This is a genomic window from Dietzia sp. B19 (assembly GCF_014145155.1).
GTDB classification, from domain to species: Bacteria; Actinomycetota; Actinomycetes; order Mycobacteriales; family Mycobacteriaceae; genus Dietzia; species Dietzia natronolimnaea.
Genome location: NZ_JAALED010000545.1, coordinates 2,501 through 15,244, shown reverse-complemented (window position 1 = coordinate 15,244; position 12,744 = coordinate 2,501). Strand labels below are relative to the sequence as shown.

General features: G+C 61.7%; 9 protein-coding genes. 7 read left to right on the top strand and 2 right to left on the bottom strand.

What is annotated here, in order from left to right; translation table 11 throughout:
• Nucleotides 1–88: 88 nt before the first annotated feature.
• Nucleotides 89–1,525 (top strand): amidase family protein, encoded by a 1,437-nt coding sequence (locus G6020_RS14895; protein WP_182611145.1) that lies wholly within the window; start codon nucleotides 89–91, stop codon nucleotides 1,523–1,525.
• A 75-nt stretch (nucleotides 1,526–1,600) separates the two neighbouring features.
• Here the strand turns inward: G6020_RS14895 and G6020_RS14890 are convergent, their stop codons facing one another.
• Nucleotides 1,601–2,368 (bottom strand): sulfite exporter TauE/SafE family protein, encoded by a 768-nt coding sequence (locus G6020_RS14890; protein ID WP_241732750.1) that lies wholly within the window; start codon nucleotides 2,366–2,368, stop codon nucleotides 1,601–1,603.
• Between the two features lie 72 nt (nucleotides 2,369–2,440).
• Here G6020_RS14890 and G6020_RS14885 point away from each other — a divergent pair, with 72 nt between their 5' ends.
• A complete protein-coding gene (locus tag G6020_RS14885) occupies nucleotides 2,441–3,406 on the top strand; it encodes a Ku protein (RefSeq protein ID WP_182611143.1) in 966 nt (321 codons plus the stop codon).
• A 251-nt stretch (nucleotides 3,407–3,657) separates the two neighbouring features.
• Here G6020_RS14885 and G6020_RS14880 read toward each other — a convergent pair whose 3' ends face one another.
• Complete coding sequence (locus G6020_RS14880; protein ID WP_347238393.1) at nucleotides 3,658–4,113, bottom strand: ElyC/SanA/YdcF family protein; 456 nt, start codon at nucleotides 4,111–4,113, stop codon at nucleotides 3,658–3,660.
• Between the two features lie 329 nt (nucleotides 4,114–4,442).
• On the opposite strand from G6020_RS14880, the gene G6020_RS14875 reads away from it, so the two are divergent.
• The 5 genes from G6020_RS14875 to G6020_RS14850 form a co-directional block, all read left to right on the top strand.
• Nucleotides 4,443–5,837: a polysaccharide biosynthesis tyrosine autokinase gene (locus tag G6020_RS14875; protein WP_182611142.1), complete on the top strand. Its 1,395-nt coding sequence runs from the start codon at nucleotides 4,443–4,445 to the stop codon at nucleotides 5,835–5,837.
• Nucleotides 5,838–5,883: 46 nt separating this feature from the next.
• Nucleotides 5,884–7,746 carry a nucleoside-diphosphate sugar epimerase/dehydratase gene (locus G6020_RS14870; RefSeq protein WP_182611141.1) on the top strand — a complete coding sequence of 621 codons (1,863 nt, stop codon included), beginning with the start codon at nucleotides 5,884–5,886 and terminating at the stop codon, nucleotides 7,744–7,746.
• Complete coding sequence (locus G6020_RS14865; protein WP_347238392.1) at nucleotides 7,695–9,857, top strand: sulfotransferase; 2,163 nt, start codon at nucleotides 7,695–7,697, stop codon at nucleotides 9,855–9,857. Before G6020_RS14870 ends, G6020_RS14865 begins: the two co-directional genes overlap by 52 nt.
• 1,396 nt (nucleotides 9,858–11,253) lie before the next feature.
• Nucleotides 11,254–12,441 carry a hypothetical protein gene (locus G6020_RS14855; RefSeq protein ID WP_182611139.1) on the top strand — a complete coding sequence of 396 codons (1,188 nt, stop codon included), beginning with the start codon at nucleotides 11,254–11,256 and terminating at the stop codon, nucleotides 12,439–12,441.
• A 192-nt stretch (nucleotides 12,442–12,633) separates the two neighbouring features.
• On the top strand, nucleotides 12,634–12,744 hold a 111-nt coding region (locus tag G6020_RS14850; protein WP_182611167.1), incomplete at its 3' end, for a hypothetical protein.

Genomic DNA, 12,744 nt, shown 5'->3' with positions numbered 1-12,744 from the left:
CATTCGGCCGATGTGACCTGGAGCACATGATGCCACCATTCGGGCAGTCGGCGTAAGAGGCGCCGGATGCCTATCCCCAGGAGGACCCGTGAACGTCGAGGAATACTCAGCACAGGATGCGACGTCGCTCGCAGAGATGGTCGCCGCCGGTGAGGTCACTGCGGACGAGCTGGCGACGCTGGCCACGGACGGGATCACCGCGGTCAACGCGCAGATCAACGCCGTGGCGACAGGCCCGTTCGACACGCCCCTCGACTACGCCTCGGACGGGACGTTCGCCGGGGTGCCGTTTGTGATCAAGGACCTGGTCTGTCATGCCGAGGGCGTGCCCACCCGGATGGGCACGCGGATGCTGGCGGACAGGGTGGTCCCGCCCGCGGACACGCATCTGATGGAGCGGTTCCGGGCGGCCGGACTGGCGACGGTGGCCGTCTCCACCACCCCGGAATTCGGATACAACGCCAACACGGAGGCCCTGGTCTACGGGCCCACCCGGAACCCCTGGGACACCACGCGGAGTGCGGGTGGCTCCAGCGGTGGGTCCGGAGCGCTCGTGGCGGCCGGCGCGATCCCGGTGGCGCACGCCAACGACGGCGGCGGCTCCATCCGGATTCCGGCGGCGGTCAACGGGCTGGTCGGCCTCAAGCCGAGTCGCGGTCGGGTGCCGCTGGGCCCGGATCTGGACAGCACCGCCTTGAGCGGAAAGGCCATCGAGTTCGCGGTCACCCGGACCGTCCGGGATGCTGCGGCCCTGCTCGACGAGGTCGCGGTGAGCTACCCGGGCGACCGGTTCATCATCGCCCCGCCGGAGCGGCGGTGGGCCCGGGAGGTCGGCGCCGATCCGGGTCGGCTGCGTATCGCGCTGCACACCGACTCGTGGGCGGGAACGGCGGTCGACCCCGAGGTGGTGGCCGCGGTCGAGCAGGTCGCGCGGACGCTCGAGGAGGCCGGCCATCACGTGGAGCGGGCGACGCCCACCTTCGAGTGGGAGGAGTTCCTGCAGGCCACGGCAAAGGCGTGGGCGGCCTTCCTGGCGGAGTCGGTCATGGGGGTGGAGGCCATGAGCGGCAAAGCCGCGGGCCCGGACAACCTGGAGGCCACCACCTGGGCGTGCGTGCAGTTCGGCCGGGGCCTGTCCGTCCTGGACATGGCGGCGGCAGGCGCGACGTTCAACTCGGTCTCCCGGGAAGTGGGCCGGTTCTTCGGTGACTACGACATCCTGCTCACTCCCACCACCAACCATCCCGCCATGCCGCTGGGTTACCTCGATGCGAACGCCGACCTGGACGCCCTGGGGTGGACGCGCAGGATCTTCGACGCGTTCTCCTTCACGCCCCTGTTCAACACCACCGGTACGCCGTCGATCAGCCTGCCGCTGGGTGAGTCCCGGGACGGCCTGCCGATCGGGGTGCAGGTGGCGGGGCCGATGTGCTCGGAGTCGATGCTGATCCGGGTGGCAGCGCAGCTCGAGGCCGCGATGCCCTGGTCGGCCCGCCGACCCGGGGTCCACGTCACCACGGTCTGACCGCTCACCTTTCCCCGTGGTGCTCGTCCGGCGCTGCCAGAGCACCACGGGGTGAGGCGAGGCCACCGCGAGAACCTAGAAGACCCCCGTCACGCTCCCGACCCCGCGCCCCAGGAGCAGCAGGGCGCCGCCGGTCACCACCACCACGGCTACCTTCCGACCCGCCTCCGCGGGGACCCGCCGGGCCACGAGTCCGCCGAGGAGGAGGCCGATCGGGACCATCGCCACGACCAGCCCGATCACGCTCAGTGGCGGCAGCCCGGAGATCGGGGCGGCCCCCAGGCCGACCTTGGTGATGACGGAGGTCAAACCCATCGTGAAGAAGATCGGCTGCAGGGTCGCGGCAAAGGACCGCTGTTGCCAATTGGTCGCCTGCGCGTAGACCAGCATCGCGGGCGCGGCCACTCCAACAGCGGTGTTGAGGAACCCTCCGGCCGTACCGGCCACCGCAGCCGGCACCGCACCGCTGACCGGCGGGATGCGCATGAGGGCCGTCGTGACGAGAGTGGCCAGCAAGACCGTCCCGATGATCACCTCGAGCCAGCTGCGGTCGGCGGCGCCCACCAGGAGCGCACCGGGCACGGACCCCACCACGATCAGGGGCGCGAGGCGGACGTACCGGTGCCAATCGATGTCGCGTCGGAGCGTGATCCCGATCAGGACGGCGGAGACGGTGGTCGTGAGGTTGGTCAGCAGCACTCCGGCGACGGGGCCGAGAAGCAGCGCGAGCGTCGGCGCCACCACCAGCCCGACCCCCATCCCGCTGACCCGCTGCAGGACGGTCCCCAGGATGACGGACGCCGCCGCGACAACCAGGAGGAGGGGGCCTACGTCGACGGGCATGGTCCACAGCATTCCAGGTGCGTGTGCCGGCGACCGGGGGCGCCTGGCTCCCTTCTGTCGCATACTTTTCCCATGCGATCCATCTGGAAGGGCGAGGTCTCCTTTGGTCTGGTGAACGTGCCGGTCAAGGTGTATTCGGCGACGGAGGACCATGACCTGCGTGCGCGGCAGGTCGACAAGAAGGACGGCGTGCGGATCCGCTACAAGAAGGTGCGGGACGACAACGGCGAGGAGGTCGAGTTCTCCGACATCGCCAAGGCGTACGAGTCCGAGGACGGCGAGATGGTCATCCTCACCAAGGAGGACCTGGCGAGCCTGCCGGTGGAGCAGTCCCACGAGATCGAGGTCACGGAGTTCGTCCCGGCCGACCAGGTGGATCCGGTGGCCTTTGACAACGCCTACTTCCTGGAGCCAGCGTCGCGCTCCAACCGGGCGTACGTGTTGATGCGGGAGGCGCTGGAGTCCACGGACAGGTTGGCGATCTGCACGTTTACGCTGCGCAACCGCACTCGGTTGTGTGCGATGCGGGTGTACAAGGACATCCTGATGCTGCAGACGTTGCTGTGGCCGGATGAGATCCGCCCGGCGATCCTGGAGGGCCTGGACAAGGAGGCCAAGGTCCGGCCGCAGGAGGTCAAGATGGCGGCGTCGTTGATCGAGACGATGGCCGCGGATTTTGAGCCGGAGAAGTACGAGGACGACTACCAGAACCAGCTCAAGGAGCTCATCGAGGCCAAGGCCGCCGGTGGCGAGGCGTTCACCGTCGAGGAGCGCGAGGAGGCCAGCGACGACGACGGCGACGACGAGGTGGCCGACCTGTTGGCCGCCCTACGCGCGAGCGTCAAGGACCGCGGGGGAGAAGCGGACGACAAGTCCGAAGACGACGACGAGGGCTCCGGCTCTTCGAAGAAGCCCGCCAAGAAGAGCACGGCCAAGAAGGCACCTGCGAAGAAGGAGCCCGCCAAGAAGACCGCGGCCAAGAAGGCCCCGGCAAAGAAGACGGCGACCAAGAAGTCGACCGCCAAGAAGTCCGCCTGACGCCCCCGGGGGCCCCGCCGGGTAGCTGACGGTTGTGAAGTCGGCGGGGGGTTCCTATAGTGGGGTCAGTCGGTGGCGAAACTGACACCCCCTCAAGTTGTCGCCGACTCCGCCTCGGTGCGCGGTTTACGCTGACCATCCCCCGGTCGCGGACGTGCACCGTGCGACAGAGTCGCCGGCGGCCGTTGGACCCCCTCCGCGGCCGCTGGCGATTCGCCTTTTATCAGCAATTTCCCACGCTGCTGCCAGGGTTAACAGGCGGGGGAGATGAGCGCCTTCACATACCCCCCGGACTCGTGCAGCAGGGCGTCTTTCCGCGACTTCGACAGCGGTCGAGGCGTGTCGGTCACATATACGGAACCGTCAAAGCACTGCTCAAAGTAGATCCGCACCCGCGACACGTGACCCCAGTAGGTCACCACCAGTAGCGAGTCCCACCCCCGTTCGTGGGCGATGCGGGTGGCCGCGGTGGTCTCGCCCTCGGTGGTGTCGACGTCGGGTGCAAAGCACTCGATCGCGATGCTGCGGCCGTCCCTGGCACGGACTGGAGTTGAGGCGCAGTAGGTGTCGAGGACGCCAGCGTAGGCCCCGGTCGAACTGGGTGGGCGAGAGACGAGAATGCGGTCCGCAACGCCCTCCTCGGCGAGGTGACGGGCGTATACATATCGGTCGTCGTTAGCCCCCGCTACCACCACGATTGCGTCCACGCGGTCGGGTGAGTCGACCTGCGGGTGGAGTACTGCGCTGCCAGCGGATAGTCCCGCCACCGCTGCTGCCAGCACAAAGAGTGTCGTGGCAACAAGCGCGGTTCTGCGGCGGCGGGGTCGGCGTCTCACCGGAACGAGACTACTGAGGCGAGCTAAGCGCGACCTAGAGTCCTGGACCGAGTTGTGAGCCAAAGCTTAAGTGAATCCATGTTTATCGTGTCAACGATGGGTTCTGAGGTGCGCCTCAGCAAAGTAGTGTCAGCGCTTGGCCCGTCCGACGATCGTCGAACCAGGGCATGCCGTTACTGCCTTGAGGAAAGGACCCTGGAGTGGATCTGCGGGACCTGCTGTCTGTTCTTCGTGCCCGCTGGATCGTCATCGTCGCGGCCACACTCCTCGGTGGTCTCCTCGCACTGGGGTTGAGCTTGCTCACGACGCCCACTTACCAGTCAAGGGTCCAGTTCTACGTCACGGTCTCCGCTGGTGATAGCGCAGCAGCCGCGTACCAGGGTTCGCTGGGTGCACAGCAGCGGGTGCAGTCATACGCGGAGCTGGTCAAGAGTGCCGACATCGCCCAGGAGGTCGTGGACGCCTCAGGGGTGGATCTGAGTGCCGCGGCAGTGGCCCGGGGAGCAACCGCGTCTGCAGGCAACAGGACAGTCCTCCTGGACGTGTCTGTGACTGATACCGATCCTGATCGAGCACTTCGGGTCGCCCAGGGGTACGGGGAGGTTCTTCCCGAAGCCATCAACCGCTTAGAGATACCGGATGGCGGTGGCCCGGCGCTGGCCAAGCTCACCGTGGTCAACCCCCCCGCGCTCCCATCCTCACCGGTGGCCCCCAATACCGAGCAGAACGTCGCGATCGGCCTAGTCCTGGGCCTATTGGCGGGAGTGGGGATGTCCCTACTTATCAACGCTCTTGATCGCCGGGTCAAGTCCAAGGAACAACTCGAGGAGATCTCGGGCAAGCCAGTTGTGGGATCGATCCCGTTCCGCAAGAGTGAGGACAAGGAGGGGGGAGCGGAGCATATTGTGCCCTTCCGTGAAGGGCACTCCCCGGCGGCGGAGTCTTTCAGGCGACTGCGGACAAATCTCCAGTTCCTCCACGTGGACAACCCCCCGCGCGTCATCGTGTTGACCTCATCGGTTGCGACTGAGGGAAAGTCCGAGACCGCGATCAACCTCTCGCTCGCTTTGGCCGAATCAGGGAACCGCGTCCTCTTGATCGAGGCAGACCTGCGGCGGCCGTTGGTGGTCAGTTACATGTCCATGCCGGACAAGGTGGGACTCACCAACATCCTCTCCGGTCAGGCCGAGTTCGCAGACGTGGTGCAGGAAACGCGTCACGAGGGTGTGGACCTGCTGGCGTGCGGTCCGCTGCCCCCCAACCCCTCGGAGCTCATCGCCTCGGAGATGGCACGGAAACTACTCCAGGACCTGCGTGGCACGTACGACTACGTGATCATCGACTCCCCGCCGCTACTCCCCGTGACCGATGGCGCCTTGCTAGCTCGGATCGCTGACGGGGCACTGCTCGTCGTGCGCACGCATCGCACGACGGGCGATCAGGTCGCTCAAGCCGTGGACAACTTGGAGAAGGCCGACGCCACGCTCCTGGGCATTGTGACGGTTGCTAACAAACCCGCCAAGAAGGGGTCGAGCGGCTATTACGATTCGTACTACTACTCGTCGGGTAACTCCACATCTGCCCCGGAGGCGTGATGTTCTACCCAATGGATTGCGTGCGCGACTTGACTGAGGACCGGATATGACTCGCAGCGCTCGTCTTATTGGCACAAGAAACTCGGTGAGGGGAACCGGCGGCTTTGCCTTCTCGCCGTGGATGCCCATCGATGCAGTTCTGTGGGCGGTCATGCTCATGGCCGCGCTGTGGATGCGCTATGACTTTTCGGTTAGCCAGCTCGCCATGACGCTCGGGATGTCACGGTTTTACCTGGTGCTCCTCGGAGTTGTGGCTCTGAGTTGGGTTGCGGGGTGGCTGGCTGGTCTCTACCGCGGGCGCTTCATTCCCGGGAGTCTGCTGGAGACCACCGTTCTAATCGTGGTGTTCGTCGGCGCCTCCCTCGTGATGTTCGCGGGACACATCGCAAGTGGAGACTATGAGGGAGTTCCGCGATCCACCCCGCTCGTTGCGGGGGCGTTCACTATTCTCGCCGCCCTGGTTCTGAGGTCACTGGTGAGACGCAAGGAACTCTTCGGCGCCGGGGTTGCAGCAGGGGCCGAGCCTGTTGTGGTGTTCGGAGCCGGTGACGGGGGCCGGCAGCTGGTGGGACAGCTCCGTCGTTCCCCCGTGTCCAAGTTTCGCCCGGTGGCCATTCTGGATGACGATCCGGCCAAACAGGGCCTCGTGGTGGACGGCATCAGGGTCCGAGGCACACGGGAGCACATTGCCCACTTTGCGCACAAGCTCGGGGCTGGAACGCTCCTGATAGCTGTGCCCAGCTTGCCCGGAGAAGAGCTCATAGACGTCCGTGACCGTGCAGAACAAGCTGGGCTCCACGTCCTCGTGCTGCCGCCGATCGATTCCATGATGAAGGCGCGGGTAGCCGCCGACGAGCTTCGCGGCATCAACGTCACCGACCTGCTCGGTAGGTCGCCGGCACGGCTCAATCAGACTCAGATCGCCGAGTACATACGCGGAAAGCGGGTCCTCGTGACCGGCGCGGGCGGCTCGATTGGGTCCGAGCTGTGCCGTCAGCTGGTGCGGTTCCGGCCCGGGGAGTTAATGATGCTCGACCGGGACGAATCCGGTCTGCATTCAGTCCAGCTCTCCATCCAGGACCAGGCGATGCTCGATGGCGAGGACACGATTCTCGCCTCAATCCGGGATCGCGAGGCAGTTCTCGAGATCTTTGCTAAACGCAGACCGCAGATCGTGTTCCACGCAGCAGCGCTCAAACATATGCCGCTTCTAGAGCACTATCCGCTTGAGGCTCTCAAGACCAACGTCCTGGGCACCCTCAACCTTCTAGACGCTGCAGAGGCGAGCGGGGTCGAGACCTTTGTCAACATCTCGACCGATAAGGCAGCGAGCCCGTCGACGTCGTTGGGGACGAGCAAACGGATTGCGGAGCGGTTGACCGCTGCCCGTGCGGCCACTGCGCACAACGCGAAGTACGCCTCGGTGCGATTCGGGAACGTGCTCGGGTCTCGAGGGTCGGTACTCACGGTATTCGAGAAGCAGATCAAGGACGGGGGGCCGGTGACGGTGACGGATCCCGAGGTGAATCGGTACTTCATGACCATCCCCGAGGCATGCCAACTAGTTCTTCAGGCTGCGGTCGTGGGCGACTCGGGCGACACCTTGGTGCTGGATATGGGCGAGCCGGTGAGGATCGCGGACGTCGCAAGGACTCTGATTCAGCAGTCAGGCAGGGACATTGAGATCGTGTACACCGGATTGCGCGCGAACGAAAAGGCCGCAGAGGAGCTGTTTGACGAGACCGAGGTTCCGATTGCGGGAAAGAAGCACGAGGCCCTGTCGCAGGTTCGAGTTCCTCCAATCGATCTGACACCAGCTGAGTTGGCGTGCTTCGATGAGCACGAGGCTGCCCGTCGATGGATGGAAGCGCACGCCAATCCGTCGACGCCGATCGTGAACGCTCGATGACTCACATGCGCGTTCTCGCGGTTCACCGCTATTTCTGGCCGGACACTCCGCCGTACGCGTCCTTTCTCCGCCTAATCGGTGGCCGGTGGGTGGCTGACGGCCACCAAGTCGAGATCCTGACCGCCCAACCGTCGTACACCTCAGCACAAGGCGTGGGGCCTAGGCCTCGATCGGAAATGGTGGACCAGCTTGCTGTCTCTCGCGTTCCGGTGGTTTCGGAGAGTGGCCGCCTACCCGGGCAGCTATTGAACCTCGTGGTGTTTCCGGTTCAGGTGGCCGCACGGATCTTGTTCGGTCCCCGACGGGACGTGGTGATGTGCTCCACGGCGCCGCAGGTCACTTTGGGCTTTGCAGTATCCATCGCGGCAAAGTGCCGCGGATCGTCGTTCGTGTACCACTGCATGGACCTGCATCCGGAGATCGGCCGACTATCGGGTGAGTTCGCGAATCCGGTCGCCTACAATCTGTTGGCTGCCATGGACCGTTCGACGATGCGCCGGGCCTCGCGAATCGTTGTACTTTCGCAGGACATGCGCGCGGCCGTGACCGCGCGCGATCCTTCGTTGGCGTCCAAAATCGAGATCCTCAACAACTTCGCCCTACCGGACTTCTCAGGTGAGGAACCTTCTCCACTTGCGGATCCGTCTGAGGGAACACTCCGCATCGTCTTTACGGGCAATCTGGGTCGCTACCAAGGGCTTGAGTCCGTAGTCGATGCCTTGCGACTGCTCCCGTCCGGATCGCCGATCGAAATGGTGTTCATGGGGGAGGGAAAGGCAAAGCACGAGCTAGCGACTGCGGCGGCAGGGGTCGAGCAGCGGCCAGATGTAGCCGTTCGGTTCTTGCCGCACGGCTCGCCCGCCGCCGCCCGAGCGCTCATGCGTACAGCCCACCTGGGACTAGTGTCTCTGGCTCCCGAGGTGGTCAAGTTCGCCTATCCAAGCAAGACAGCCACGTATGCAGTGGAGGGGCTTCCTCTCCTTGTCGCTTGCGAGCAGGACAGCGAGCTTGCCAGATCTGTTCGGGACGAGGGCCTTGGCCTGACGGTTGAGACTGGCGACGCTGAGGCGATGGCAGCCGCGATCCAGAACGCTCGCGCGCAATGGGAGCGTGACCGGACTGAAGGATGGCGGGCCGCAATAGCCGATCATGCGCGCGAGGCTTTTGACGAGGGCGAGATGCTCGATCGATGGGCGCAACTGGCAGAGGCGCCGACCCGCGAGAGGTCGGCGGATAGCACGAGCGACGTGGTGATAATCGTTGGAGCTCCGCGTTCAGGTACCAACATGCTTCGCGACGTTCTGACGTCGCTCGATGGCTTCAGCACGTGGCCGTGCGACGAGATCAACCTCATGTGGAAGCACGGCAACCTGGACGTGCCACATGACGAGCTCACACCTGTCCACGCGAGGCCCGAAGTGGTCCGCTACCTGCGTGATCAGTTTCAGAAACTCGGGCGGAAACACGGCGCCCATACGGTGGTGGAGAAGACCTGCGCCACCTCGCTTCGAGTCGCGTTTGCAGCAACAGTGTTCCCCGACGCCAAGTTCATCTTCATCCGCCGCGACGGGGTAGATGCTGCGCCCTCCGCAATGAAGCGATGGAATGCACCTTTCAATCTGCGGTACACCCTCAAGAAGGTTCGGTGGGTTCCGGCGCGCGATCTGCCCCGACACCTGTACGAATTCGGGGCCAAGAAGGTGCGGCAGCGGCGCGCTGGCGATACTCGTAGAGACGATGCCCGTCACAAGGTTGCCACCTGGTGGGGGCCCCGTCCTGCGGACTTTCGAGAACTCCAGGTCGAGCACCCGTTGGATGAGATATCGATAATCCAGTGGCAGCGCTGCGTGGAGCACACCGTCCGTGATCTCAAGGACATACCCGATGAGCAGGTACTCGAAGTCGGGTATGAGAAGTTCGTTCACGACCCGTATCGAGAGCTGCAGAGAATTGTGCAGTTCCTCGGCAAGCCTGATTCACCACCTCAACGCGCTGTTGGGTCAGTTTCTAAGGGGAGCGTGGGCAAGGGGCGTGAGGAGCTTGGCTCGGAAGCCGCCGCCCGCCTCGACGGGATCGCTCAGAGGACCTTGGAGAAGCTTGGCTATGTCTAACAGTCGGTACCCCGGAGTTCCACGAGGCCTCAGCCGCCGGCAAGCGGCATTGAAACGAGCGTTTGACCTCTCGGTGTCGGTGCCAGGAATGATTCTCACGTTTCCAATAACATTAGCCGCGGTTGTCCTAGCTACTTTTGACACGAGAGAATTCGGAATATTCTCTCAGGTCAGGATCGGATCCGAAGGAAAACCGTTCACGATACACAAAATCCGGTCTATGAAGTCATCAAAAACTCTCACTACGACAGTCACTTCTAGTTCTGATCCGCGAATTACTCGGCTTGGCTCAATACTTCGTCGTACAAAGGTAGACGAGCTCATTCAATTGTGGGACGTAGCTTTAGGCAGAATGAGCATTGTCGGACCGCGCCCAGACGTGCCAGGTTGGGCCGATGAGTTGGTGGGAGATGATCGAATAGTCCTGTCTGTTCGGCCGGGCATTACAGGGCCAGCGGCATTGTACTTCCGTAACGAGGAACAGCTCTTATCCACCGTCCCGAACAAAGAGAAATTCAATAGGGAAGTAGTTTGGCCAAAAAAAGTCGAACTCAACGCGAACTACGTGCGTGAATGGTCACTATTTTCAGATTTGGCCATTATTGCGCGGACTCTCTTTCCGAGACTTGCAGACGGAGCGGAATTAAATTGACACCAGTTACCAAGTTCGTGCGAAGTACGGTGCCTTGGAGTATTCGATTCGAGATCAATCGAACTTTGTTAGATTCCCTAATTTTAGGCGACCTCTATTTGAAATCCCGTCCCGCCTTTCGTGGGCAGAGAATAGTGGCCGAAACGAATCTGATAATAGAGGGATTTCCGAGGTCCGCCAATACCTATGCCAAATATGCCGCTGAGTACTCTTTGGGCCCGGGCGTTCGGCTCGCCGGCCACGCGCACTCCGCTGCCCTAGTTGCAGAGGGGGCAAAACTCGGCCTCCCTGCTATCGTCCTAGTTAGAGAGCCGGACGCAACGGTGGCTTCACTTCATCAGTTTATGGATGGCGTTCCGCTGAGGAATTGCTACCGAGCCTATGCTCGATTTCATTCAACCGTGTTAAAGGTAGCCGAATCCGTCCAAATTTCGAGTTTTGAGTCGATTCTCAGTGACTTTGGTGGGCAAGTCGGCCGACTTAACGAGAGATTTGGTACAAGCTTCTCGATCTATCAAAAGACGCCTTCTGGCGAAGCGCAGATTCGAGCAATGGTGGAAGCCGATGGTCGAAGGCGTCACGGCGGGAACCTACCAGAAAAGTCTACTGCTCGACCGTCAGACTCGCGAACTCCAGCAAGTCAACTCATCGAGAAGTCTACGGAAGAGTTCACTATTGAACGAGATCAAGCGCAGCGAGCCTATGAAGCCCTTCAAGCCCACTTTGAAAGATAACTGATCAATCGTGCCACGGGGCATTCTGAGCGTTGCTAGTCAGTTCGCCAACACTGGCACCAATCTGGTACTCGCAATATTGGTGGCTCGAAACTCGACACCAGCAGAACTCGGCGTATGGGGAATTGCTTACGCTTTAATTGTCATCGGACTTAACGTTAACCGGTCGATATCTAGCACTCCTGTATTGATTGGGTTGGATGAGGGCAGAGAAGATCTCCGTGAAGGCGCATCTGGTTCCTCGTTTATTGTTGGTACCGTATTGGCGACAATGTTCGCGCTACTTGCCGCAATCTTTGAGCAAGAAGCCGCCCTCCTTATCGCTTTTGCAATTTCGTGCCCGATTCTCCTAGTTCAGGACAATCTGCGATACGAGCTGTTCAAGATTAAAAGGTATGGTACAGCTCTTGGAATAGATGTGCTATGGCTGGGTGTTCAGTGCTGCCTAGCCGCTGCATTGGCCGTAGTTGGCTTAAGCGACTATATTTCGATGACACTCGCCTGGGCAGCTGGAGCCCTCGTGTCCCTGATCTTTGGCTTGGCACTAAAGAAAGCGCTTCCAAGCATTGCGAATGGATTTCGATTCATTATTTCCTTCCGTAGGGAAGGTGTGCAACTCTTGCTCGACAGTCTGCTTGGAAGCGCCTCCGTCAACTCGATAGCTCCAGTAGTTGGCCTAAGCGTTGGTGTTGCTGCAGCTGGGCATTTCAGAGCGGGATTAACAATACTCGGCGGGTATGGACTTTTCGTCTCCGCAGCGGTTCCCTTGATGACGCTTCGGGCGTCTAACTCAATACGTAGGGGTGAAGGATCTCAGCGTGCCCTGAGATTGTGGGTTCTTGTCTTCTCGGCCATAGCGTCGGTGTACGGCTCATTACTATTGTTGCTTCCGGATTCGGTTGGCAAATTCGTATCCGGCGAGTCTTGGTCTGGTCTTGCAATCATTCTTCTGCCTTTGTCCCTGCAATTGCTTGCCCGTCCGTTGTACACTGGCGTGCCGATAATGCTTCGAGCGGAACGTGAGTTCGGTTTGCTTGTGAAGCTTCGAATAACGACATCCCTCGTAAATCCACTTTCGGTTCTGATAGGAGGATTGGGCTACGGGATTGTCGGTGCCGCCTATGGCTGGTTCATCGGTACGTGTTTTTGTTCGATTGTTTATTACATGGTTTACCGTTGGGCGGTCACCGGCAAATAGCAATACATGGATCTTAACGATGTGGAGCTTTGTGCGAGTTTGGTTCGAACACATGGGTTCATCGAATCATTAAGGTCTGATTGAGGTTTGTGGGTCGATTTGATAGGGGTAACGTATCCGCTCTTTGTTTGCAGATTGTTTGGTCAGGCTGCATCTCGAAGGAACTCACCAGCATATTGGAAGGAATCGCAAATGCGTATGACCGTGTTCGGGACGGGGTATCTGGGTGCCACTCATGCGGCCTGTATGGCCGAGTTGGGTCATGAGGTGTTGGGGGTGGATGTCGACGAGGCGAAGATCGAA